Origin of the sequence: Actinosynnema sp. NPDC023794, from assembly GCF_040639675.1 — a bacterium.
GTDB classification, from domain to species: domain Bacteria; phylum Actinomycetota; class Actinomycetes; order Mycobacteriales; family Pseudonocardiaceae; genus Actinosynnema; species Actinosynnema luteola.
On sequence record NZ_JBFAFR010000001.1, the window covers coordinates 51,854 to 75,041 of the forward strand.

The 23,188-nt window shown below is 72.2% G+C and carries 24 protein-coding genes; 14 read left to right on the forward strand and 10 right to left on the reverse strand.

The genetic code is table 11. From position 1 onward, the window contains the following. Positions 1 to 43: 43 nt before the first annotated feature. From AB0H12_RS00260 to AB0H12_RS00270, 3 genes are read right to left on the reverse strand one after another with little or no spacing between them, the layout of a single operon-like run. Positions 44 to 1,144 (reverse strand): zinc-binding dehydrogenase, encoded by a 1,101-nt coding sequence (locus tag AB0H12_RS00260; RefSeq protein ID WP_499619652.1) that lies wholly within the window; start codon positions 1,142 to 1,144, stop codon positions 44 to 46. Next, positions 1,141 to 1,557, reverse strand: a complete 417-nt coding sequence (locus tag AB0H12_RS00265; protein ID WP_499619653.1) for an acyl-CoA thioesterase — start codon at positions 1,555 to 1,557, stop codon at positions 1,141 to 1,143. The genes AB0H12_RS00260 and AB0H12_RS00265 overlap by 4 nt, the downstream gene beginning before the upstream one ends. 16 nt (positions 1,558 to 1,573) lie before the next feature. Further along, positions 1,574 to 4,066, reverse strand: coding sequence for a helix-turn-helix transcriptional regulator (locus AB0H12_RS00270; RefSeq protein ID WP_499619655.1), 2,493 nt, complete (start codon positions 4,064 to 4,066; stop codon positions 1,574 to 1,576). A 170-nt stretch (positions 4,067 to 4,236) separates the two neighbouring features. Between AB0H12_RS00270 and bdeA the strand changes: the two genes are divergently transcribed. From bdeA to ispH, 5 genes are all read left to right on the forward strand, one after another. After that, on the forward strand, positions 4,237 to 5,103 hold the full coding sequence (gene bdeA / locus AB0H12_RS00275; RefSeq protein ID WP_499619657.1) for a bis(hydroxyethyl) terephthalate hydrolase: 867 nt from the start codon (positions 4,237 to 4,239) through the stop codon (positions 5,101 to 5,103). A 430-nt stretch (positions 5,104 to 5,533) separates the two neighbouring features. Beyond that, positions 5,534 to 6,937 (forward strand): family 2B encapsulin nanocompartment shell protein, encoded by a 1,404-nt coding sequence (locus AB0H12_RS00280; RefSeq protein WP_499619659.1) that lies wholly within the window; start codon positions 5,534 to 5,536, stop codon positions 6,935 to 6,937. 32 nt (positions 6,938 to 6,969) lie between these two features. Beyond that, positions 6,970 to 8,379, forward strand: coding sequence for a family 2B encapsulin nanocompartment shell protein (locus AB0H12_RS00285; protein WP_499619661.1), 1,410 nt, complete (start codon positions 6,970 to 6,972; stop codon positions 8,377 to 8,379). Positions 8,380 to 8,483: 104 nt separating this feature from the next. Next, a complete protein-coding gene (locus AB0H12_RS00290; RefSeq protein ID WP_499619663.1) occupies positions 8,484 to 9,524 on the forward strand; it encodes a family 2 encapsulin nanocompartment cargo protein polyprenyl transferase in 1,041 nt (346 codons plus the stop codon). A 24-nt stretch (positions 9,525 to 9,548) separates the two neighbouring features. Continuing rightward, positions 9,549 to 10,487, forward strand: a complete 939-nt coding sequence (gene ispH / locus AB0H12_RS00295; RefSeq protein WP_499619664.1) for a 4-hydroxy-3-methylbut-2-enyl diphosphate reductase — start codon at positions 9,549 to 9,551, stop codon at positions 10,485 to 10,487. 24 nt (positions 10,488 to 10,511) lie between these two features. On the opposite strand, the gene AB0H12_RS00300 is transcribed toward ispH, so the two are convergent. The 4 genes from AB0H12_RS00300 to AB0H12_RS00315 all read right to left on the reverse strand — a co-directional run bounded on the left by AB0H12_RS00300 (position 10,512) and on the right by AB0H12_RS00315 (position 11,756). Further along, a complete protein-coding gene (locus tag AB0H12_RS00300; RefSeq protein WP_499619665.1) occupies positions 10,512 to 10,688 on the reverse strand; it encodes a hypothetical protein in 177 nt (58 codons plus the stop codon). Positions 10,689 to 10,755: 67 nt separating this feature from the next. After that, positions 10,756 to 10,965, reverse strand: a complete 210-nt coding sequence (locus AB0H12_RS00305; RefSeq protein WP_499619666.1) for a hypothetical protein — start codon at positions 10,963 to 10,965, stop codon at positions 10,756 to 10,758. 90 nt (positions 10,966 to 11,055) lie between these two features. Beyond that, complete coding sequence (locus tag AB0H12_RS00310; protein WP_499620764.1) at positions 11,056 to 11,547, reverse strand: SGNH/GDSL hydrolase family protein; 492 nt, start codon at positions 11,545 to 11,547, stop codon at positions 11,056 to 11,058. Next, a complete protein-coding gene (locus AB0H12_RS00315) occupies positions 11,430 to 11,756 on the reverse strand; it encodes a hypothetical protein (protein ID WP_499619668.1) in 327 nt (108 codons plus the stop codon). Before AB0H12_RS00315 ends, AB0H12_RS00310 begins: the two co-directional genes overlap by 118 nt. A gap of 920 nt (positions 11,757 to 12,676) precedes the next feature. Between AB0H12_RS00315 and AB0H12_RS00320 the strand changes: the two genes are divergently transcribed. From AB0H12_RS00320 to AB0H12_RS00360, 9 genes are all read left to right on the forward strand, one after another. Continuing rightward, positions 12,677 to 13,912 carry an MFS transporter gene (locus AB0H12_RS00320; RefSeq protein ID WP_499619670.1) on the forward strand — a complete coding sequence of 412 codons (1,236 nt, stop codon included), beginning with the start codon at positions 12,677 to 12,679 and terminating at the stop codon, positions 13,910 to 13,912. Between the two features lie 26 nt (positions 13,913 to 13,938). After that, complete coding sequence (locus AB0H12_RS00325) at positions 13,939 to 15,114, forward strand: radical SAM protein (protein ID WP_499619671.1); 1,176 nt, start codon at positions 13,939 to 13,941, stop codon at positions 15,112 to 15,114. A gap of 3 nt (positions 15,115 to 15,117) precedes the next feature. After that, complete coding sequence (locus AB0H12_RS00330) at positions 15,118 to 15,390, forward strand: acyl carrier protein (protein ID WP_499619673.1); 273 nt, start codon at positions 15,118 to 15,120, stop codon at positions 15,388 to 15,390. Next, positions 15,391 to 16,596: an ATP-grasp domain-containing protein gene (locus AB0H12_RS00335; RefSeq protein ID WP_499619675.1), complete on the forward strand. Its 1,206-nt coding sequence runs from the start codon at positions 15,391 to 15,393 to the stop codon at positions 16,594 to 16,596. Beyond that, positions 16,586 to 17,563 (forward strand): Gfo/Idh/MocA family protein, encoded by a 978-nt coding sequence (locus tag AB0H12_RS00340; RefSeq protein WP_499619677.1) that lies wholly within the window; start codon positions 16,586 to 16,588, stop codon positions 17,561 to 17,563. The genes AB0H12_RS00335 and AB0H12_RS00340 overlap by 11 nt, the downstream gene beginning before the upstream one ends. After that, positions 17,560 to 18,528 (forward strand): phosphotransferase family protein, encoded by a 969-nt coding sequence (locus tag AB0H12_RS00345; protein ID WP_499619678.1) that lies wholly within the window; start codon positions 17,560 to 17,562, stop codon positions 18,526 to 18,528. The genes AB0H12_RS00340 and AB0H12_RS00345 overlap by 4 nt, the downstream gene beginning before the upstream one ends. Continuing rightward, a complete protein-coding gene (locus AB0H12_RS00350; protein ID WP_499619680.1) occupies positions 18,525 to 19,580 on the forward strand; it encodes a hypothetical protein in 1,056 nt (351 codons plus the stop codon). Before AB0H12_RS00345 ends, AB0H12_RS00350 begins: the two co-directional genes overlap by 4 nt. Beyond that, complete coding sequence (locus AB0H12_RS00355) at positions 19,577 to 20,806, forward strand: condensation domain-containing protein (RefSeq protein WP_499619682.1); 1,230 nt, start codon at positions 19,577 to 19,579, stop codon at positions 20,804 to 20,806. The genes AB0H12_RS00350 and AB0H12_RS00355 overlap by 4 nt, the downstream gene beginning before the upstream one ends. A 465-nt stretch (positions 20,807 to 21,271) precedes the next feature. Then, positions 21,272 to 21,928 (forward strand): flavodoxin family protein, encoded by a 657-nt coding sequence (locus AB0H12_RS00360; protein WP_499619683.1) that lies wholly within the window; start codon positions 21,272 to 21,274, stop codon positions 21,926 to 21,928. Here the strand turns inward: AB0H12_RS00360 and AB0H12_RS00365 are convergent. From AB0H12_RS00365 to AB0H12_RS00375, 3 genes are read right to left on the reverse strand one after another with little or no spacing between them, the layout of a single operon-like run. Beyond that, complete coding sequence (locus tag AB0H12_RS00365) at positions 21,871 to 22,407, reverse strand: hypothetical protein (RefSeq protein ID WP_499619685.1); 537 nt, start codon at positions 22,405 to 22,407, stop codon at positions 21,871 to 21,873. The genes AB0H12_RS00360 and AB0H12_RS00365 overlap by 58 nt on opposite strands. Then, complete coding sequence (locus AB0H12_RS00370) at positions 22,397 to 22,789, reverse strand: carboxymuconolactone decarboxylase family protein (protein ID WP_499619686.1); 393 nt, start codon at positions 22,787 to 22,789, stop codon at positions 22,397 to 22,399. The genes AB0H12_RS00365 and AB0H12_RS00370 overlap by 11 nt, the downstream gene beginning before the upstream one ends. A gap of 3 nt (positions 22,790 to 22,792) precedes the next feature. Beyond that, entirely contained in the window at positions 22,793 to 23,161 is a 369-nt protein-coding gene (locus AB0H12_RS00375; protein WP_499620765.1) for an MFS transporter, read from the reverse strand. Positions 23,162 to 23,188: the final 27 nt, after the last annotated feature.

Here is a 23,188-nt window from a genome sequence, read left to right on the forward strand (position 1 = left end):
GCCTAGCCGTCACCCGATCCGGGCAACGGTACCGGCTGGGTGATCACAGGAGGATGACCTGGCGGACGGCTTCTCCGGAGGCCAAACGGGTGAACCCGGTGTTGATGTCGTCCAGCGCGAGGCGTCCCGACAGCAGTTCGTGCACGGGCAGCTGCCCGGCCCGGTAGAGGTCGACGAACCGGGGCACGTCCCGCCGCGGCACGCACGACCCGAGGTAGCTGCCCTTCAGCGTCCGCTCCTCGGCGACCAGGCTCAACGCGGGCAGCGAGATCGTGCGGTCGGGGTGCGGAAGGCCGACGGTCACCGTGGTGCCGCCCGCGCCGGTGGCCAGGTAGGCCTGCTCCAGCACGGCCGCGACGCCGGTGGTGTCGATGACCTTGTCCGCGCCGCCGCCGGTCAGCGAGCGCACCTGTTCCACCGCGTCGGGACCGCCGGCCACGTCGTGCGTCGCGCCGAGCCCGCGCGCCAGCTCGCGCTTGTGCGCCACCACGTCCACCGCGATGATCTGCGACGCGCCGGCCGCCCGTGCGGCGAGCAACGCGGCCAGCCCGACGCCGCCGAGCCCGAACACCGCGACCCGGTCCCCCGGCGTGACGGCCGCGCTGTAGAACGCCGCGCCGGCGCCGGTGAGCACCGCGCAGCCGAACAGGGCGGCGATCTCGAACGGCAGGTCGGCCGGCACCAGCGTGGCCGACTTCTCCGACACCACGGCGTACTCGGCGAACCCGGACACGCCGAGGTGGTGGTGCGGGCGCGTGCCGTCGGGCAGCCGCAGCCGCCGTTCGCCGCCGAGCAGCGTGCCCTCGCGGTTGGCCGCCGCGCCCGGTTCGCACAGCGCCTGCCGCCCGGACACGCACCGGCGGCACGACCCGCAGGCCGGGACGAACGACAGCACCACCCGGTCGCCGACGGCGAAGTCCGACGCGCCGGGCCCGGTCTCGACCACCTCGCCCGCGGCCTCGTGGCCCAGCAGCATCGGCAGCGGCCGGACGCGGGAGCCGTCGATCACCGACAGGTCGGAGTGGCACAGCCCGGTGGCGCGCACCTTGACCAGCAGCTCGCCCGCGCCCGGCGGGTCGAGGTCGAGGTCGAGCACCTGAAGCGGTCCGCCGACCTCGGTCAGCACCGCGCCCCTGGTCTTCACGCGACCACCAGCCCTTCCATCGCGGCGCGCAGGCCGTCCGGGATCGCCACCGGCTTGCGGGTCCCGCGGTCGGTGAACACGTGCACGAAGTGCCCTTCGGCGACCACGTCGTCCTTGCCCTCCGGGTAGAAGCCGACCTCGTAGCGGACGCTGGATCGGCCGAGGTGCCCGATCCGCAGTCCCGCGTCCACGGCCTCCGGGAACGCGATCGACGCGCGGTAGTTGCAGTGGGATTCCACGCACAACCCGATCGCCTGCCCGTGGTGGATGTCCAACTCGCCCTCCGCGATCAGCCACGTGTTGATCACGGTGTCCATGAAGGCGTAGTGCACGACGTTGTTCACGTGCCCGTACACGTCGTTGTCGTGCCACCTGGTCGGTATCCGCTGCCAGTGCCGGTACTGCTCGCGCACCGAACCTCCTCCTGAGTCAGTCGAGCATCCGGGTCAGCTCGACCCGGGACCGCACCTCGAGCCTGGCGAAGATGTTGCGCAGGTGGTGCTCGACGGTGCGGTGGCTCAGGAACAGCCGCGCGGCGACCTCGCGGTTGGTCGCGCCCTCGGCGACCAGGCGGGCGATCTGCGCCTGCTGCGGGGTCAGGCCCGCGGTCGGGTCGACGTCGGAGCGGCCCGCGGCCCGGTTGGCGGCGCGGTCGGCGGTCCGGTCGGCCCGGGTCGGCCCGACCGCCTCCCCCGCCGCGCGCAGCTCGGCGCGGGCGCGGGCGACCCAGCGGTCGGCGTCGTAGCGCTGGAAGATCTTCACCGCGTCGCGCAGCAGGTCGCGCGCGGCGCGCGGCTTGCGGTCGCGCCGCAGCCGGTGGCCGTAGAACAGCTCGGTCTTGGCCAGTTCCATGGCGGTGCCGCTGGCCCGGTGCAGCCGGATCGCCTCGCGGAAGTGGTCCTCGGCGCGCAGGCCGTCGGCGAGCAGGCCGCGGCAGCGGTGCGACAGCGCGAGCCGGGCCGCGCTGCCCGTGGTGCCCGCCCACTTCTCGTACCGGCGCAGCGCCCGGTCCGCGGTGGACGGCCGGCCGCAGCCCACGGCGGCCTCCACCACGTGCGGCGCGGCCATCACCTTGATGCCGGTGTGCACGCCGCCCGACCCGGCGGCCATCAGCCGCAGCCGGTCCAGCGCGTCGGCCGGACGGTCGAGCGCGAGGTCCACGCAGGCGAACGCCCACGCGCCGAACGTGCCGGAGCGGCCGAGACCCCGTTCGGCGATCTGCTCGGCGGCGGCGTCGATGCGGTGCACCGCGGTGTCGGTGTCCCCGCGCAGGGCGGCGACCAGCGCGAGGATCGTGAGGTGGTCGACCACGGCGTTGTGCTGGCCGATGGAGGTGGCCGCGTGCACTCCCTCGAACGCGGCCGACAACGCCACCGAGTGCTGGTCCAGCAACAACGCCGACAACGCGCGGTAGACCAGCGCCCACGGCACCAGCGCGGTCAGGCCGTGCTCGTGCGCCGCGGTGACCGCGCTGGTCGCCAGCTCGTGCGCCCTGGACGCGTCCCCGAGGGTGTAGGCCGCCTGGCCGCCCCAGATCTTGGCCTGCGGGTGCGGCACCCGTTCGGCGAGCTCGACCACCGAGCGCAGCACGGGCAGGGCCTCCTCGTGCCGACCGGCGAACGTGGCGGCCATGCCGGCGAGGTGGTCCAGGGTGATCCGGGTCTCGTCGGGCTCGTCGGGCCGGCGCAGGCTCGCGGCGAACGCGGCGGTCTCGGCGTACCGGGCGTGGTCGCCCGCGATGCTGGCCGCCTCGCCCGCGAAGCCCAACGCGGTGATGGCCAGCGTGCGGTGGGTGCCGACGAGTTCGCCCGCCGCGTGCAGCAGCCGGCGCACCGCGACGTCCGGCAGGCCGTTGCCCAGGTCGATGCCGCCGCGCAGCAGCTCGGTGCGCGCCCGCAGCTCGCCGCTGTCGGTCAGCCGGGCCGCGGTGCGCAGCGCGACGCGGGCCCGGCGGGGCGCGCCGGACGCCCAGTGGTCGGTGGCGGCGGCGATCAGGTGGCGTGCCCTGGCGTCCGGGTCGGCGGCGAGCGCGGCGGCGCGGTCGTGGTCACGGGCGGCGGCCGGGTAGTCGCCGCAGCGGCGGGCGCGGCTCGCGGAGGCTTCCAGCCGTTCGGCGAACGCGTCGCGCAAGCCGGGCACGCGGGCGGCCTCGTGCCAGGTGCGGCGCGGTCCCGGCGCCAGGTTCTCGGCCAGCGCGGCGTGCGCGGCGTAGCGCAGGGCCAGCGGTATCGCGGTGCGCAGCGTGGAGCGGACGAGCGGGCCGCCGTCGAGCAGGGAGTTCGCCTCCTCCACCGCGGCCAGGTCGAGGTCGGGCATCCGGGCCAGCGCGTCGGCGTCGACCTCGTCGTCCACCACGCTCAACGCCGCCGCCAGCCGCGCCTGCGGCGAGAGCGCGTGGAAGCGGGCGCTGAACCGGGCCCGCAGCGAGCTGTCCTCGGGCAGCTCGTCGGGCGCGGGCGCGGTGCCGCCGAGCTGCTCGGAGGTCAGCGCGCGGGCCAGTTCGGTGAGCGCGAGCGGGTTGCCCCTGGCCAGGTCGGCGACGTCGTCGGCGAGCCCTGACGCGAGGCCGGGCCGCAGGTCGCGCAGCACGCGCAGGCTGTCGGCGTGGTCGAGCGGGTCCAGCCGCACCCACGGCAGCCCGAGCGGCTCGCCCTCCGTGGCGATCAGCACGGCGACCGGCTCGTCGGCGGCCCTGGCGACCAGCTCCACGAGCCAGTCGGTGTCCTCCAGGAGGTGGGCGTCGTCCACGCAGAGCAGCACCTGGCGGTCGGTCGTGACGGCGGACTCCCGGACGGCGGCCAGCATCGCCGTCTTGCCCGCGCCCGGACCGCCACGCAGGACCAGCGCCCCGCCGTGACCGGCACGGGCGCGGGCGAGCAACGCGTCGGCGGCGACGCGCTGCCGGTCACGTCCGCGCAGCATGTGGCCAGTCTGGCGGGAGGTCGACGTCCGGCGGAAGAGGTGCGGCCGAAATTATCTACCAGTGTTAGTTTTCGCGCCGGGACCGGTGGTTGCACCGATGCGGAGCGCTCACGTAGTGGCGCAAGGTCATCGCTGTCCGTAGTTCCCTGCCAAGCGAGGTGTACACCGACGTGCAACTCCGCAAACTGATCCCCGCGCTGATCCCCGCGCTGGCCCTGTCCTTGGTCGGCGTGACGCCGGCCAACGCCGTCGAAGAGGAGTTCCGGCGCGGTCCCGCGCCGACCAACTCCAGCATCGAGGCGTCCCGCGGCCCGTTCGCCACGGCGTCCACCACGGTGTCCTCCTTGGCCGTCTCCGGCTTCGGCGGCGGCACGATCTACTACCCGACGAGCACCGCCGAGGGCACCTTCGGCGCGATCGCCATCTCGCCCGGCTTCACCGGGACGCAGTCGACGATCTCGTGGCTGGGCCCGCGCATCGCGTCGCAGGGCTTCGTGGTGTTCACCATCGACACCAACACCACCCTGGACCAGCCCGACAGCCGGGCGAGCCAGCTGCTGGCCGCGCTGGACTACCTGACCCAGCGCAGCACGGTGCGCACCCGGATCGACGCGTCCCGGCTGGGCCTGATGGGCCACTCGATGGGCGGTGGCGGCACGATGCGCGCCGCCGAGCAGCGGCCGTCCCTGCAGGCGGCGATCCCGCTGACCGGGTGGCACACCGACAAGTCGTGGGGCAACAACCGGGTGCCGACCCTGGTGGTCGGCGCCGAGGACGACTCGGTCGCGCCGGTGTCGTCGCACTCGATCCCGTTCTACACCTCGCTGCCGTCCACCCTGGACAAGGCGTACCTGGAGCTGAACGGCGCCAGCCACTTCGCGCCCAACAGCTCGAACACGACGATCGCGAAGTACAGCATCGCGTGGCTCAAGCGGTTCATCGACAACGACACCCGCTACGAGCAGTTCCTGTGCCCCTCCCCGGCCAACAGCTCGCTGATCTCGGACTACCGGGACACCTGTCCGCACTCGGTCTGACCCGCCGATCGCGGACCCGGGCGTGGTGTCGCGAACGCATCGCGACGCCACGTCCGTTCCACGGATCGACCACGCGGTGTCGACATCACGTCGGCACCGCGTTTTTTCGTGTCCCCCTGACGATCGAACTTCCTGCCCGCACATCTGCGGACTGACGACCGCACGTCGCACGAGCCATCGTCAACGACACTTTCCGGTGAACATCCTTACGACAAACGAGGTAGTTATTCCGTTCCACCACGAAGTTTCACCAATGCGCGCCAAGATCACCCGTTAATTACTTGCGAGGTGGACAAGGTCCACAGTGAGTACGCACAACAGGCCCGATTGACCCTCAGGGATGTCGTCACATCGGCCGCTTCCCGTAAGGCATTCAGGCTCACTACGGTCAATCCGGACCATCGAGTGAACCCGATTGGCGGTGTGAGCGGTGACTGTGACCGATTCGGACTTGGAGACCGAGCGACCACGCTTGAGCCTCGGCACGGCGGCAGCGCGGAACCTGGCGACCACGACCAAGTCCGTTCCCCAAATGCAGGGCATCACCTCGCGGTGGTTGCTGAAAGTCCTGCCTTGGGTGGAGGCGAAGGGCGGTGCCTTCCGGGTCAACCGCAGGCTCAGCTACGAGATCGGCGACGGCCGGCTGACGTTCACCAACATCGGCGCGGACGTGCGGGTCATCCCGCAGGAGCTGACCGAGCTGGCGCTGCTGCGCGGGTACGAGGACGTCGAGGCGCTGAGCGCGCTCGCCGACCGGTTCACCCAGCACGAGTACGAGCCCGGCGCGGTGATCGTCGAGGAGGGCCGGCCGCAGGACGCGGTGCACCTGATCGCGCACGGCAAGGTGAACAAGATCGGCCGCGGCGAGTACGGCGACCAGACGGTGCTCGGCTCGCTGGCCGACGGCGAGTACTTCGGCGGCGAGGTCCTCGCCGGGCCGCAGGGCGAGTGGGAGTTCACCATCAAGGCCGTCACGCCGGTGATCGTCCTGGTGCTGTCGTGGGAGGTGTTCGAGCAGCTCAACGGCGAGGCGGGCGGCCTGCGCGCGCACATCCAGCGGATGTCCGCGGCCGGCGGCCGGGCCAACGCCTACGGCGAGGCCGAGATCGACATCGCCTCCGGCCACGAGGGCGAGCCCGACCTGCCCGGCACGTTCGTCGACTACGAGGTCGCGCCGCGCGAGCTCGAGCTGAGCGTCGCGCAGACCGTGCTGCGCGTGCACAGCCGCGTCGCGGACCTCTACAACCAGCCGATGGACCAGGTCGAGCAGCAGTTGCGGTTGACCATCGAGGCGCTGCGCGAGCGCCAGGAGCACGAGATGGTCAACAACCGCGACTTCGGCCTGCTCAACAGCGCCGACCTCAAGCAGCGCATCCACACCCGCACCGGCCCGCCGACCCCCGACGACATGGACGACCTGCTGGCCACGGTGTGGAAGGAGCCGACGGCGTTCCTGGCGCACCCGAAGGTGATCGCCGCGTTCGGCCGCGAGTGCAGCAAGCGCGGCATCTACCCGTCGACCGTCGACCTCAACGGCCACCACGTGCCCGCGTGGCGCGGCGTGCCCGTGCTGCCGTGCAACAAGATCCCGATCACCAAGACCCGCACCAGCTCGGTGATGCTGCTGCGCGCCGGCGAGCACAACCAGGGCGTCATCGGCCTGCACCAGACGGGCCTGCCCGACGAGTACCAGCCCGGCCTGTCGGTGCGGTTCATGGGCATCAACGAGAAGGCGATCATCTCCTACCTCGTCAGCGCCTACTACTCCACCGCGATCCTCGTGCCGGACGCGATCGGTGTGCTGGAGCACGTGGAACTCGGCCGCGAAGACTGAACCAGTCCCCCCGACCAGATTGGGCAGCCCAAGTGACCGTGACAGACCCCGGCCTCGCACCGGAAGAGGCCGAGCAGCAGCGGCAGAGCCTGAGCACCGCGAGCGCGCGGAACCTGGCGAGCACCACCAAGTCCACCCCCCAGATGCAGGGCATCTCGCCGCGGTGGCTGCTGCGCAAGCTGCCGTGGGTGACCACCCAGGCAGGCACCTACCGGGTCAACCGCCGCCTCACCTACGCGCTCGGCGACGGGCGGGTGAGCTTCAGCAGCACCGGCGCCGACATCCGGGTCATCCCGCAGGAGCTGCGGGAGCTGCCCGTGCTGCGCGACTTCCCGGACGACGACGTGCTGGTCGCGTTGGCCGACCGGTTCCGACAGCGGGAGTTCCAGCCGGGCGACGTGCTGGTGTCGTCGGGCGACCGGGCCGACGAGGTCTACCTCATCGCGCACGGCAAGGTGAACAAGATCGGGCAGGGCAAGTACGGCGACGCGACCGTGCTCGACACCCTGGCCGACGGCGACCACTTCGGCGACGAGGTGATGTACGGCGGCGAGGTGGAGTGGGACTTCACCATCAAGGCGGTCACCCCGGTGATCGTGCTGGCGCTGCCGTGGCGGTCGGTGCAGGAGCTCAACGGGCAGGCCGACGCCCTGCGAGCGCACATAGACGCGTTCGCCGCCAACGCGGGCAAGCCGCAGAACAAGCACGGCGAGGCGGAGATCGACATCGCCTCGGGCCACGAGGGCGAGCCGGACCTGCCCACGACGTACGTGGACTACGAGCTGTCGCCGCGCGAGTACGAACTGGAAGTGGCGCAGACCGTGCTCCGGGTGCACAGCCGCGTCGCCGACCTCTACAACCACCCGATGAACCAGACCGAGCAGCAGTTGCGGTTGACCATCGAGGCCCTGCGCGAGCGCCAGGAGCACGAGATGCTCAACAACCGCCGGATCGGGCTGCTGCACAACGCCGACCTCAGGCAGCGCATCCACACCCGCACCGGCCCGCCCACCCCGGACGACCTCGACGAGCTGGTGTCCCGGCGGCGCAAGACGGCGTTCATGCTGGCCCACCCGCGCGCGATCGCCGCGTTCGGCCGCGAGGCCAGCAAGCGCGGCCTGTACCCCGGCACCGCCAACGTGGACGGCACGCAGGTCGTCACCTGGCGCGGCATCCCGCTGCTGCCGTCGAACAAGATCCCGATCACGCCGCGGGGCACGACCTCGATCCTCGCCATGCGGATCGGAGAGAAGGACAACGGCGTGATCGGGCTGCACCAGCCGGGCATCCCCGACGAGGTGCAGCCGAGCCTGAACGCGCGGTTCATGGGCATCAACGAGAAGGCGATCGTGTCCTACCTCGTCAGCGCCTACTACTCGGTGGCCGTGCTGGTGCCCGACGCGCTCGGGGTGCTGGAGCACGTGGAGCTCGGCCGGTCCTGACCACACCGTCGTGCACGGCAGCCGGGCCGCCATGCCCGGCTGCCCCTCCCCGCCCGTGCCCGCTCCGGCAGCCGGGCGCATCCCCCCGAACAGGAGTTGTGGCGATGACCGACCTGGACGTGAGCCGCGATCACCGGACCGCGCGCGAGGTGCTGGACTGGAGCCGTGCCGGGCTGGACCCCGCGATGCGCACGGCGGTCGACCGGTTGCCGGACTCGATGCGGGCGATCGCGGGCTACCACTTCGGCTGGTGGGACGAGCACGGCAGGCCGACGGGCGCGGACGCGGGCAAGGCGATCCGGCCGGCGCTCGTGCTGCTGGGCACGCAGGCGGTGGGCGGCGCGGCGCACGCGGCGCTGCCGGCCGCGGTGGCGGTCGAGTTGACGCACAACTTCTCGTTGCTGCACGACGACGTGATGGACGGCGACAAGACCCGGCGGCACCGGCCGACGGCGTGGCACGTGTTCGGCGTGAACCCGGCGATCCTGGCCGGTGACGCGTTGCTGACGCTGGCGCTGGACGTGCTGGCGGGCAGCGGCCACCCGAAGGCGCAGCAGGCGATCCGGGTGCTGTCGGTCGCGGTGCAGCGCCTGCTGGACGGGCAGAGCGCCGACCTGGCCTTCGAGGAACGCGACGACGTGCGGTTGGCCGAGTGCGTGCGGATGGCCGAGGGCAAGACCGGCGCGCTGCTCGGCGCGGCCTGCGCGTTGGGCGCGCTGTTCGGCGGCGGGCGGGCGGACCAGGTCGAGCACCTGCGGTCGTTCGGCGAGAAGGTGGGGCTTGCGTTCCAGTTCGTGGACGACCTGCTCGGCATCTGGGGCGACCCCGCCGTGACCGGCAAGCCGGTGTACTCGGACCTGCGCAACCGCAAGAAGTCCCTGCCGGTGGTGGCGGCGCTGACGTCGGACACGCCCGCCGCGCGCGAGCTGAACGCGCTGTACCGCTCCGAGCAGCCGCTCGGCCAGGCCCAGCTGGCGCGTGCGGCGGAGCTGATCGAGACCTCGGGCGCGCGGGCGTGGAGCCAGGGCCGGGCGGACGAGCTGCTGGCCCGGGCGCGGGAGCACCTGCACGCCGCCGGACCGTCCGAGCGCGCCGCGCGCGAGCTGGACGCGGTGGCCCGCCTCGCCACCCGACGCGACCACTGACACCCCGCCTACCCAGGAGCGCTCATGGCTTTCCCCGTTGTGCTGCTGGCGTCGCCCCGGTCGTTCTGCGCCGGTGTGGAACGGGCGATCGACATCGTCGACCGGCTCCTGGACCAACGCGGTGGGCCCATCCACGTGCGGAAGCAGATCGTGCACAACACCCACGTCGTGACCGAGCTGGAGGCGCGTGGCGCGGTGTTCGTCGACGAGCTGGACGCGGTGCCCGACGGCGCGACCGTGGTGTTCTCCGCGCACGGCGTGTCGCCCGCGGTGCGCGAGGAGGCCGCGCGGCGCCGGTTGGACGTGATCGACGCGACGTGCCCGCTGGTGACCAAGGTGCACGCGGAGGCGAAGCGGTACGCCACGCGCGGCGACACGGTGGTGCTGATCGGGCACGCCGGGCACGAGGAGGTCGAGGGCACGTTCGGCGAGGCCCCCTCGCAGACCGTGCTGGTGGAGACGGTCGCGGACGTGGAGGCGCTGGAGTTGGCGGACCCGACCAAGGTCTCCTACCTGACCCAGACGACGCTCGCGATGGACGACACGGCCGAGGTGCTGGCCGCGCTGCGGGAGAAGTTCCCGGCGCTGCGCGGTCCTTCGTCGGCGGACATCTGCTACGCCAGCACCAACCGGCAGGACGCGGTGCGCGAGATCGCGCGCGAAGCCGACGTGGTGCTCGTGGTGGGTTCGCCGAACTCGTCGAACTCGGTGCGGCTGGTGGAGACCGCCCGCCGGATGGGCACGCCCGCGCACCTGATCGACGACGTCTCCGACATCCGGGAGGACTGGTTGGACGGCACGCGGGTGGTCGGGGTGAGCGCGGGCGCGTCCGCCCCGCCGAGGCTGGTGGACGAGGTCATCGAGGCGCTGGGCGCCTGGGACGTCCAGGTGCGCGAGACGGCGCGGGAGACGATCCGGTTCACCCTGCCCGCGGCGGTGCGCGCGACGCCCGGTCGGTCCTGAGCGGACCGACCGGGCGCGTCCGGCTCACTCGTGGGAGCTCGTCCGCAGGACGTTCAGCCGGGCGACGCGGATCTCGGGCAGGATCGCCGCGACCACACCGACACCGGCGGCGATCAGCAGGTAAGCGCCCAGCTGCGCCCACGGGATGCCCAGGTCGGCGAGCGCCCGGACCGCCGCGATGCCCGGCGCGGTCCCGACCACCAGACCGAGCAGCGCGCCGACAGCAGCGCACGGAGTCCCTGGCTCGGTTCACGGGTGGTCATGTCCCTCACCATCCCGTCGGCAGGCTGCTGAGGAACGGGGCAAGCCGGTCGGCGATCACCCGGTCGTCTTGAGCCGAGGTGTGCTCGTCACATCCGAGGAAGTCGAGGCCCGACTGATCGAGGAACCAGTAGTGGACCCCGCTGTCGCCGGCGGCGTTGCGCGCCTCGACAACCTGCCGCACGTGCTCGGCGTTCACGTCGAAGCCGACGGCCACGAGGGTGGTGCCGGCACCGTAGCGCGTCCGCAGTTTCCGGAGGAACTCGTCGTAGGCGGTGCGGTAGGCGGCCGCGAGGCTGTCTGGCGTTCACGGTTCACCGGGGGTGAGGTCGGAGAAGTCGTTGGCGCCGAGGTTGACCACCACGATCTGGGGACGCCACGTCCCCGGGTTCTGCCAGACGTCGCCGTCCACGTTCAGCAGGGCGCGGTCGTAGTAGGTCCGGTACGTGACGTCCGGGGAGATGCCGGCGACGTTGCGCACCATGCCGAGGCCGGAGAAGCCGTTGATCTGGTAATCGGCGTCCAGCTGCCGGGCGGTCAGGGCGCTGTAGCTCACGTCGGTGTTGGTGTTCCGCTTGAGCTGCTCCGGATTGCAGTCGCGGGTGCCCGAGACATTGCCGTAGCCCACGGTGAGGGAGTCCCCGATGAACTCGATCTGGCGGTCCCGGGGCGCCGGCTTGCTCAGTACGGCGCCCCGGGCGCGGCGACGAAGCCCCTGAACGTGCTGGTGTCCCCTGGGGTTTCGTTGCGTTTGACGACCCGGACCGTGTGCTCGCCGTCCCGCAGGCCGTTGATCCAGTACGTGGTGTCGCCGGGTGTGACCAGGGTGGCGACGGTGGCCCCGTCGACCTGGACGTCGTAGTCGGCGGCCGCGCAGTCGAGTACCACCCCGAGGCCGGTCCCGCGGAAGCGGCCCTCGAAGTACACCCCTGGCCAGCTGAACTGCACCGCCTTCCCCAGGTCCGTGACCCGCCCGGCGGTGTGCACCTGCTCCGAGACGCTCTTCACGGGGACCGGTTGCCGCTGCTGGTTGGCGCCGCCCAGTCGGTGAACCGCACAACCTCGGCACCGTCCGTGGTGGCGGCGTTCCGGACCTCGACGGCCTTGCCGCTGTTGCGGTTGATCAGACGGACGTACGGCTCCCTCAGCAGTACTTGCGCCGGAGATGTCCAGCGCCTTGCCGCTGCCCTGGTTGATCAACTCATACCACGAGCCCGCGTCCACCGCGGCCGCTTGCGCCCTCCCGCGCCCCGGCTTCGGGTCCCTGTCTCTGAAGGTCATGTGCGTGCCATCTCTCGGGCCCTGCGGCGCATCGGTGGGTCACGGCCGAACGTCCGACAATCCACCCCTGGATGTCAACCAATTTGAAGATCTTCCCTGTTGCTCGCTCGCCGGGTCGTGCCGTCCACTCCGGATAGATCGCCGAGCAGTTCGGTGTGGACCTTCGCACCGCCGTCGCCCGCCGAACAGCCGCCGTGCGCGGCCGAGCGGGCCGCGCAGCCTTGTCAATATTCGAGATTGCTCTCTTCGCAAATACGTTCCGCGGTAACGCGACGAACTGAGACAGGGTTCTCCGACACCTTCCGACACCTCCGCCGGACGGAGTCTTCCGCAAGTGGCAGAAGGGCTTCGCGCACTGGTTCGCCGCCTTTGACCGACATCACCGAACGCTATCGCGCCGCGAAACATTTCGGAGCAGAGCCACGCCACACCAGCGCGAATCTGTCGATCCAAGGCAACGCTGCGTGGCCACCGGAGCGCTCTTGCCAACGTTCGGGTGATGTTCTTGAGTTCGATTGATCCCGTAGTTATGGTCGTCCTCAACAGGGCGGCTACGAGTCCGTCTGGGGGTTTCTTTGTTTGTCGGAGCGAATTCCGACGACGTCGACCGGAAGGGATCGGTCGGCGCTGTCGACTCGATGTCAACGTTGTCGAAAGTCGCCGGCGCGACCCGCCAGGGCCGCGACTTCACCTTGTTCTGGGGCAGCCAGGCGGCGAGCGCGGTGGGCGACCGGCTCACCGGTTTCGTCGCGCCCACGGTCGCGATCCTGGCGTTGGACGCGTCCAACGCCGAGGTGGGGATCGTGGCGGCGGCGGGGTGGCTCGCGTACCCAGCCGTCGGGCTGTTCGCGGGCGCGCTGCTCGTGCGCGCGCGGATCCGACGGGTGATGGTCGTGGCCGAACTGGTCCGCTTCGGCGCGTTCACGGCGGTCGCGGCCGCGATCGCGGCCGGGTGGGTCACATCGGTCGTGCCGTTGATCGTCGCGGTCGCCGTGGCCGGGGTGGCCACGGTCTTCACCGATCTGTCCTCACAGGTCCAATTGCCCGCGCTGGTGCCCGCCGACCGGCTCGTCGGCGCGAACGCCCGCCTGCAAAGCACCGACAGCGCGTCCAAGCTCGTCGGCCCGGCGCTCGGCGGCGCGGCCGTGAGCGCGCTCGGCGCGGTGTCCTCGCTGGTGCTCGGCGCGGCGCCGTTCCTGCTGTCCGCGCTGGGTCGGGCGCGCCTTCGCGCTCCCGAACCCGCAGTGCCGCCCGGGAACGAGCCGGTGCTGGCCAGGGTGCGCGACGGGCTGCGGTTCACCAGCCGCCACCCCGTCCTCGGCCCGGTGGTGCTCAGCTCGGCGGTCCGCGCGTTCGGCACCGGTGCGATCGACGCCGTCCTGCTGCTGTTCGCCTACCGCGCGCTCGGCATGTCCGGCACGACCACCGGTCTGCTGCTCGCGTCGGGCGCGGCGGGCGCGCTCGTCGGCGTGCTGTGCGTAGGACCGCTGGTCCGCGCGCTCGGCGCCCGCGGCGCGCTGCTCGCCACGGCCGCGGAAGGCCTGACGTGGTGCGCGATCCCGCTGTGCCTGGCCGTGTCCGCGCCGGTGCCGGTGCTGTTCGCCATCCGGGTGCTGTCCGCGCTGTGGATACCCACCTGGGCCGTCGTCACCACCAGCGTGCGGCAGCGGGTGACGCCGGCGGACCGCCAGGGCACCGTGCACGGCACCGCGCGCGTGCTGACCTCGTCGACCATCCCGCTCGGCTCGTTCGCGGGCGGTCTGGCCGCAGGCGTGGGCGCCGGGCTGGTGGGCCAGTCGGCGGCGCTCGTGTGCGTCGTCGTGGTGGGCGCCCTGTGCGCCGCCTGCTCCGTCCTGCTGCTCCCGTCCGAGGTCGATCCCTGAACATCCGCTGTGGACCTGGAGGCCCGATGCACCCGAAGACGACCCGGACGTTGAACGTCAAGGAGTTCGCGGACATCAAGCACACGGTGTCCATCCGCTCCGCGGCCCGCCGGAAGCTGCGCGCCGACCCCGGCTACGCCGCCGCGCTGCCGCAGGAGGTGAGCCTCCAGCTCACCTACCGCTGCAACCTGCGGTGCACCCACTGCTACCAGTGGAACGAGCAGGGCTTCTTCCGCGACTACAGCGCCGAGAAGCAGCGGACCGAGCTGGACGTGTCGGTGGTCGAGGACGTCCTGCGGGCGACCGCCCCGCGCCGCTCGAAGCTGTTCCTGTGGGGCGGCGAGCCGCTCATGCACACCCGCTTCAACGAGGTCGTCGACCTGCTGGAGAAGTACCCGCGCACGGTCAACATGTGCACCAACGGGCTGCTGTTCAAGCGCAAGCTGGACGACCTCCTGCGCATCGGCGAGAACCTCAACCTGCTGGTCAGCCTGGACGGGCTGGACGAAGACCACGAGGCGCTGCGCGGCCGCGGCACGTTCCGCAAGACCACGGAGAACATCCAGCGGATGCTGGAGCTCAAGCGCGACGGCGAGTTCGACGGCGAGGTCTCGCTGTCGTGCATGGTCTCGCACGTCACGGTCGGCAAGATGTACGAGTTCATGGAGTGGGCCGAGGAGCTGGGCGTCAACACGGTCTACTTCCAGTTCCCGTGGTACATCAGCCCCGAGGTCGCCGAGGCGATGGACGCGCTGTACGAGAAGACCTTCGCCTGGCTGGGCAACGACACCGGCACTCAGCGGCCGACCTGGCACTCCTACACCTACCAGCTCCCGCCCGAGCAGCTCCCCGTCCTGCGCGAGTCGATGGCCCGGCTGGCGAGCCGCGCGTGGCGGGTGCGGGTGCGCTACCAGCCGCAGTTGGAGGCCGACGAGGTCGAGGACTTCATCCTCGGCACGTCCCGCCCCGCGCAGCACCGCAGCAAGTGCCTGGCGGTGTCCAACCGGCTCGAGGTGCACGCCGACGGCAACGTCAGCTCCTGCAAGTTCTTCCCCGAGTTCGTCGTGGGCAACCTCTACGACTCCGGCGTCTCCGAGCTGTGGCAGAGCGAGTCCTTCCGCGAGGTCCGGAAGATCCTCTCGGCCAACGGGATGATGCCGGTCTGTTCCAAGTGCATCCTCCTCTACCTGAACGGAGTCTGAGCCGTGGACGCGATCTACCGGAAGATCAAGGACGTGCTGGCCGGGGTGCTCGCGAACGGCACGGCGCCCGACGAGATCGCCGACGACGCCGACCTGGTCGAGGAGTACGGGCTCGACTCGCTGCAGATGATCTCCTTCCTGCTGGGCGTCGAGGACGCGTTCGACGTTGAGCTGGACTACGAGGCGCTCGACCTGGACCACCTGCGGTCCGTTCGCCAGTTCGGCGACTGGGTCGCCAAGCTCGACGGCGCTGACCTCGACGGCGCGGTGGTGTGAGTGCGGCCCGTCCTGCGGCTGGGCGCGTTCGACGCCGAGCGCTCGTGGCGGCCCGCGGACCTGGCCCGGCTGCCCGCCGTCGCCGCCGAAGGGCATCACGTCGACGCCATGGACGAGCTGCTGGCGGGCCTGTGCGCGCCCGAGGACACGCTGGTGACCCGGCACGGGCTCGACCCGCGGCTGCGGGCGGCGCTGGCGGACGCGGGCATCGCGTTCCGGCACCACGTCGTGCCGGACGGGCCGGGCACGGTGGAGGAGCTGTTCGCCCGCGACCCCGCTGCTCCGGAGCTGTTGCGCGACAACGACTTCGCGCCCTACGCGGTGACGGCGCCGGTCGCCGCGCTGGCACCCGGACTTCCCGCGGTGGCGGACGTGGCCCAGGTCAACTCCAAGGCGTGGTCCAACGACCTGGTGGTGGAGCTGGGACTGCCGGGCGCGGGCGTCGTCGTGCGGTCGACGGCCGAGCTGGCGCGGGCCGTCGACGGTCCGGTCGTGGTGAAGGACCCCTACGGCGTGTCCGGCAGCGGGGTGCTGGAGGTGCGCTCCCCCGGCGTGCTGCGGGCGATCACCCGCGTGCTGGACCGCCAGGCCGGCGCGCGGGTCGAGCTCGTCGTGCAGCCGCTGTACGACAAGCTGCACGACCTGTCGGCGCACGGCGAGCTGGAGCCGGACGGCACGTGGCACTGGCTCGGCGTGCGCCAGGTCCGCAACCGCGGCTTCCGCTACGCCGGTTCCGGTCCGCCCGGGTCGGACGCGCACGAGCAGGCGCTGCGGGACGCGGCCGCGGAGGTGGCGCGCCGGGCGTTCGCGGAGGGCTACTGGGGGCCGATCTCGATCGACGCCATGGTCCTCCCCGACGGCGTGCTGATCCCCGTGCTGGAGGTCAACGCCCGCGTGTCGCTCGGCAGGCTGTCCCTCGAACTGGACCGCAGGTTGGGCGACGGCCGACGGCGCTGCCACCTGTGGCAGGTCGAGCTGGCCGTGCCGGGGGGTGTGGGCGTCGGCGCCCTGGTCGACGCGCTCCGCGACGACGGCCTGCACGAGCGGTGCGTGGTGCTGGGTGGCGGCGCGGTGGCACCGCCGACCGGCCGGGTGCACTGCGCGCTGCTGTCCGAGCCGTTCACGGTGGACGGCCTCAAGGACCGCGTGCTCGCGTCGTTCGGGCGCGCCGGGGTGCGGGTGCGGGGTGCGGTCCATGCGGCTTGACGTCGGGCTGATCGGCGCCACGGGCATCGCCGAGCGCGCGGTCGTCGCGCCGAGCAGGGGCATGCCCGGTGTCGTGCCCGTGGCGGTCGCGGCGAGTGACCCGGACCGGGCGCTGGCCTTCGCGCGGCGCAACGGGCTGGAGCGCGCGCACCGGGACTACCGGGCGTTGGTCGACGACCCGGCGGTGAACGCCGTCTACGTGTCGCTGCACAACTCGGCCCACCACCGGTGGGCCGCTGCGGCGGCGCGGGCGGGCAAGCACGTGCTGGTGGAGAAGCCGCTGTGCCTGTCTGCCGACGAGGCCGACGAGCTGGCCGAGGCGGCGGACGCGACCGGCGTGCACCTCGTGGAGGCGCTGCCCGCCGCCGGGCACCCGTGGCAGGACGCGGTGCGCGAGATGGTTCTGGACGGCCGCTGCGGGCCGCTGCACGCGATCACCACGCGACTGCGGTTCGCCCTGCCCGCCCACGGCGGCTACCGGCTGCGCCCGGAACTGGGTGGCGGGATCTTCCTGGACACCGCCTGCTACTGGCTCCAGGCCGTGCAGGCCACGGTCGGGCTGGCCGACGCGAAGGGCGGCGGGCGGGCCGTGCGCGACGTGCCCGGCGGGGTGGACGTGGAGTTCGCCGCGTGGCTCGACCTGCCCGGCGGGGTGCGTGCCGAGCTGGACTGCCGGTTCGACGAGCGGCACGTCGCCGAGCACGAGTTCCGCTTCGCCGACGCGGTGGTGCGCGTGCGGGGCTTCCTGCGCCCGATCGCGGGCGCGCTGCCGCTCAACCTCACCGTGCGGCGTGCGGACGGAGGCACGTCCGTCGAGTCGTTCGCCCCGGTCGCCTACTACGACCGGCAGCTGCGCCGGTTCCACGCCCTGGTCGTCGGCGAGGGGCGCGGCGACGAACTCGCCGCCGCAGCGGAGCGCGTGCGCCTCATGGCCGAGATCCACGACAACGCCGAGGAGGAGCGGTGAAGGCTCGCCCCGACCGCGACCGGCTGACCGAGGTGCTGCGCCGCGCCGGCGTGGCGGACCCGGAGCGGGCGCGGGTCGAGGAGATCGACGGGGGCACGTTCAACACCGCCTACCGGGTGGCGGCGGGCGACCGGCGACTGGTGCTCAAGATCGCGCCACCGCCGGAGGTCGCTGGACTGTCCTACGAGCACGGTCTGCTCGCGACGGAGGCGATCTTCCACCGCGCCGCCGCCGACGCCCTGCCGGTGCCGGAGGTCGTGCACCTCGACCGCGACCGGGACCTGCTGCCGTCGGACTGGCTGCTGCTGACCGAACTGCCCGGCGTCAACTGGCACGAGCACCGCGACCGCGTCGGGCCGAAGTCCGCGTTGCGAGGCCGGCTGGGCGCCGCCGTGGCCGGGCTGCACCGGGTCACCGGCGACGGGTTCGGCTACCCGCAGTGCGGGCTGGTCGCGGACTGGCCGACGGCGTTCACCGCGATGCTGGGGGCCGTGCTGTCCGACGCCGACCGCTACGGCGTCGACCTGCCCGTGCCGGCCGACCGGTTGCGGGCAATGCTGCACGCCGCGCGCGACGCGCTGGCCGAGGTGGTCGTGCCCTCGCTGGTCCACTTCGACCTGTGGCCGGGCAACGTGCTCGTGGACCCGGGGACGGCACGCGTCACCGGCGTGGTCGACGGCGAACGGGCCTTCTTCGGCGACCCGCTGGCGGACATGCCGTCGTTGGCGCTGTTCGGGCTCGTCGAGGAGGACCAGGACTTCCTCGCGGGCTACCGGGGTGCGGGCGGGCGGTTCGAGCCGACCCGCACGGCGCGACAGCGGCTGGAGCTGTACCGCTGCCACCTCTACACGATCATGACCGTCGAGGCCGTGCCGCGTGGCACGACCGGGTCCGCGGCGCTGCGCCGCCTGGTGGCGACGCACCTGCGCCGCGCCGCCGACCGGCTGGAGAGGGAGTTGGCGTGATCGAGATCCTCACCTCCGGGGTGGCGCTCGGCGTCCACGTGCCCGGTCTGCTGCTGGCCGACCGCCTGCGGGAACGCGGCGCGCGGGCCGGGGTGAGCGTGCTGGAACGGCTGCTGCCGCCCGAGAAGCTGGCCACCACCGAGGCGATGAAGCTGGCTTTCCACCGCGACTTCCGGGTGGCCCTGGTCGGCCAGCGGATCGCGACCGACCCGGTCGACGCGGTGCGCCGCGACCGGTTGGACGCGCTGTTCGCCCACTGGGCCGAGCGGGACGTGCGCCGGTTCGTCGTGTTCTCCGGCTACTGGTGGTCCATTGTGGACGAGTACCGCGGTCGCCACGGCCCAGTCGAGGTGGACGCCTGCCACGTCGACTCGACGACCTCGCCCTCGTTCCGGAACGCGCGGGAGACCGACGCGCGGCAGCTGTGGCTGGCCGACGCCGACCGGGACGCGCTGCCGGCCACCATCCCGGTGTCGCACGAGCCGCAGGCGCCGTGGGAACGGCGCGACCGGGCGCTGCTGCTGCACGGCGGCGGCTGGGGCATGGGCACCTACCGGGAGCGGGTCGGCGAGCTGCGGGGAGCCGGGTACGCGCTGGACGTCGTCGCCCACGAGGAGGCCGACGCGGAGGTGTCCGACCCGCTGGTGCGCTACCACCTGGTCGACCCGGCGTGGCACCCGTGGCTGGACGACGGCTACCCGCCACTGGGCAGGCTGCGCCCCGGAACCCCGACGAAGTACACGCGGGGCTTGCGGCACCACGGTTCCTTCGACCTGATGCGCGGGCTGATGGCCGCGGTGAGCAAGCCGGGTGGCGGCACGCTGCTGGACTCCCTGTGGTCGGCGACGCCGCTGGTGCTGCTGGAGCCGTTCGGCGACCACGAGCGGCGCAACGGCGAGCTGTGGCAACGGCTCGGCTTCGGCATCACCCTGGAGGACTGGCGTGCCGGCGGGTTCTCCCCTGACGTGCTGCGGCGGTTGCACCGGGCGCTGCTCGGCGCCGCGCACCGCGTGCCCGACCTGTGCGACCTGCTGCTCGGAGGTGTGCGATGAGCGCTACGTGGCCCGCGTCCCTGTGGCAGCGCTTCGCGTTGAGCTTCGACGCCGACCGGCCCGGCGTGGCCACCGGTCCGGCGTTCACGATCAACGCCTCGCTGCGCGTCGAGGGCGACTTCGACCCCGGGTTGCTGGTCGCCGCGACGCGGGACCTCGTCGCGCGGCACGACCTGCTGCGCTCGCGACTGGACCGCGAGGCCGTGGTGCAGGTCGTGGAGGCTTCCGCCGCGGCCGACGTCGACGTGCTGGACGACCCGGCCGAGGTGGCGGTGCCGCACCGTCCCGTGTCGTCGGACGCGGTGACGCCGTTGGCGGTGCGGGTGGCGCGCCGGTCGCCGCGTGAGCACGTGCTGTCGGCGCACCTGCACCACCTGATGGGCGATCCCGCCACGTTGTGGCGGCTCTTGGACGACCTCGGCGCGCTTTACACGGCCCGTTGCGGCGGACCGGAACCCGACGCGCCGACCGGGCAGTACGGCGAGTACGCCGCGTTCGAGGCAGAGCTGGAGAACGCAGGCCGCGCCGAGAACGAGGCGTGGTGGAACCGCCAGCTCGACAAGGTCCCACTGGCCGCACCCCCGGCTTCGACGCGGGGCGACCGGTACGCCAAGCGGCGTCCCGTCCTGGCGCCCGAGGAGCTCGCCGACTTGGAGGCACGGGCCCGTGCGCTGCGCGGCAGCCCGTTCGCGGCGCTGATGGCCGTGCTGGCCGAGGGGATGGCCGAGCACACCGTCGGCGGCGACCGGGTGGCGTTCTGCACGTTGTTCCTGCGCCGGGACCACCCGCGCTGGCGCACCATGGCCGGGCCGGTGATCACACCGGCCTACCTGGTGATCCCGTTCGACGCGCCGTCGGACGTGCGCGGGCTGGCGGCGTCGATGGGTGCGGCGCAGCGGTTCTCGCGCTACCCGGTGTGGACGTTGGAGCGCATGGCGGGTGAGAAGGGCGCTTACGTGCCGTTCGTCGAGCTGATCCCGCAGCTGCGGCCGGTGGCGATCCCGTTCGGACCGGCGCGGGCCTTCGTGGAGCACGCCGCCGGGCAGCCGGACGACGGTCGCGCGAAGAACCTCGGGCTGCGGTTCCGCAAGACGACGGACGGCTCGCTGACCACGCACCTCAGCGGCGACGGCGTCGGCTGGACCGAGCCCGCGGTCGACGCGGTCCTGGACGGGCTGGCGGCACGCGTGCCCGCGCTGGGCCGTGCGCCGCTGCCGGCTCGTTGACAACGGTCGGTTCCTGCCCCGGGCATCGTGGCAGGAACCGACCGGTCCGACCGGGGCGCCGCCGCGAACCCGACTCGCGGCGACACCCCGGTGCTCCGGTGGACCGGACATCGGCTCGGTCCCGCGAGCCGCCGGCGGAGGACGCGGACCCACACCCTCCGCTGAGGACCGCAGCTGTCCATCGCAACACCACCGGCCGACCGGCCACCGGCGCATCGTCCAAGTTCCGGTCATAGCGGCCGTGCACCCGACCATGATCACAGACCGCGATACCTGCCAGCAGCCACCCGAACTCGTTGATCACGCAATCCGCGACAGAACCACTCGTCTTGCAGCCCCGCGGCCGCAGCCGTTTCGGTGGTGGTCGATTGTCGGTAGGTTGAGACTGCCTCGGTGTGCGGCCACGTGGGCTTTCGTCAGGTGGCCGGTCTTGGGTGGCGCTGAGCGGACAGGGGAGGCCATCGGATGAAGATCGTCGCGTTGTCCTGCACGCAGAAGCGTCTCCCGTCGCTGACCGACGCGCTGCTCGATGCGGCGATCACCGGGGTCGTCCGGGAGGTCGGTGACGCGGAGGTCCAGCGGATTCGGCTGATCGACCACCGCATCGCGATGTGCGAAGGCGAGGACACGTGCCTCGATCCCGAGGTGGGCCGGTGCACGCTCGACGACGACTTCGAGCACGTCCTCGACCTGGCCGAGGGTGCGCAGGCGATGCTGCTCGCCATGCCGGTGTACGCGGGGAACGTGCCCGCGGTGCTGAAGATCTTCCAGGAACGCTTGAAGAGCACCATGAACGCCACGCAGCGCCCGTTCGGCGACCTGCTGGTGGGGACGATCGTGCACTCGCGCACGATGCTGACCGAGCCTGCGCTGGGATCGTTGTTCCCGTGGTACCTGCGCCTGCGGAACAAGAATGTGGCGTCGGCGTGCTTCACCCAGAACGATCACGAGGACCTGACCCGCACCGCGGCGGTCGACCTGTGCGTGGCCGTGGGCCGGCAACTCGGCATGACGCTCGACGCCAGCCGGTCGCCGGTCGCCCGCCGCACGGCGCTGCCGCTGGTTCAACCACCGGCTCGTCCGCGGTGCGGAGACCCGGCCGCGTCCTCTCCTGGAGGGTGAGGAGATTCCGCGCGCCAGGTGCACCCGTCGCCCGTCTGGTCGCACGACACCGTGACCTCCGGTTCCACGTAACGGGCGGCGATGGCGGTGTTGAGTTCCTGGCAGTACGGGCACGGTGACGAGAACGTCAGTACGACGCCGGCGCGGGCGGCCCGTTTGCGGTACCGGAGGATCCCGCAGTCTGCGTTGCGCAGGACAGTGCCCGAGGGCCGGGTCTCACTGGTCACGGCCGAGTCGTACAGCAACAGCTGGCGCTGCAGCCGGGTCATGAAGTGATCGGTGGCGGACACCCCGGCGGGGCGTTGCGCTCGCAGCAGCTCCGCGGTGATGCGGGCGTTCGCCTGGATCCACGCGGCCAGGCCTTCCTCGCCGTGCTCCCCCAGGATGAACTCCTCCGCGGCCGCCTGGGCCTCGAAGAACCGCTGGCGCCACAGGTCGACCTTCTCGTCCGGGTCGAGGGGAGGCGGTTCACCGGTCATGGTCCGCGTCTCTCCCGGTGGCGCCGTCCAGCTCGGCGAAGACCTCCTGGGCGACGCGCAGCCCGTTGTTGGCGACCGGCCAGCCACCGTAGTAGGCGAGCTGGATGATGACTTCGACGATCTTCTCCCGCGACATCCCGAGGTGCAGGGCGGCGCCGATGTGGCCGCGCAACTCCCAATCGGTCCGCGCCAGCGTGACCGCGGTCAGCGCGACCAGTTCGCGCTCCTCGACGCTCAGGTGCGGACGTGTCCAGATCTCGCCGAACAAGTGGTCGACGGTGATCCGCAGGAACTCCGGGTAGGAACCCGGGCGCGGTTCGCGGCCGAAGACCTGCTGGAACATGGCCTCGCCCCGCTCGTGCCGGGCAGACGGCTGATTCATCGATCAACTCCTCCGTGTTGGCCGAACAGTTGTCAACAGCACCGAGCCGAGGCCGCGGAGCACGAGAAGCTGCCCGTAGGACCCGGCGAACGCCGTCAGGGCCGAGGAAACCGCGCACAGCAGCAGGCCGGTGACCAGGACTCGCCGCTCCCCGGAACGAACTCCGAGCCGGCTGCAGAACGGACTGGTGACCAGCCGCATCAACGCGAGCAGGGCGACGAGCGCTCCGATCCGGGTGGGCCCGGCCCCGAACGTCGCCGCGCACACCGGGAGCACTGGGAGCACCAGTCCCAGGCCCAGCATGACGCAGCCACCGACGACGCTGAGGACGTGGACCTCGCGAGGGGACTCGGCTGGGTGGCGGCAACGGATGGGACGCTGCCCGTGCCGGCCACCGTC

Bases quoted from the DNA above. Each gene is read 5' to 3' on its own strand.
- AB0H12_RS00290 (WP_499619663.1), top strand. From the start codon at position 8,484: ATGACCGACCTGGACGTGAGCCGCGATCACCGGACCGCGCGCGAGGTG.
- AB0H12_RS00365 (WP_499619685.1), bottom strand. From the start codon at position 22,407: ATGACCGGTGAACCGCCTCCCCTCGACCCGGACGAGAAGGTCGACCTG.
- AB0H12_RS00370 (WP_499619686.1), bottom strand. From the start codon at position 22,789: ATGAATCAGCCGTCTGCCCGGCACGAGCGGGGCGAGGCCATGTTCCAG.
- ispH (WP_499619664.1), top strand. From the start codon at position 9,549: ATGGCTTTCCCCGTTGTGCTGCTGGCGTCGCCCCGGTCGTTCTGCGCC.
- AB0H12_RS00340 (WP_499619677.1), top strand. From the start codon at position 16,586: ATGCGGCTTGACGTCGGGCTGATCGGCGCCACGGGCATCGCCGAGCGC.
- AB0H12_RS00355 (WP_499619682.1), top strand. From the start codon at position 19,577: ATGAGCGCTACGTGGCCCGCGTCCCTGTGGCAGCGCTTCGCGTTGAGC.
- AB0H12_RS00270 (WP_499619655.1), bottom strand. From the start codon at position 4,066: ATGCTGCGCGGACGTGACCGGCAGCGCGTCGCCGCCGACGCGTTGCTC.
- AB0H12_RS00325 (WP_499619671.1), top strand. From the start codon at position 13,939: ATGCACCCGAAGACGACCCGGACGTTGAACGTCAAGGAGTTCGCGGAC.
- AB0H12_RS00360 (WP_499619683.1), top strand. From the start codon at position 21,272: ATGAAGATCGTCGCGTTGTCCTGCACGCAGAAGCGTCTCCCGTCGCTG.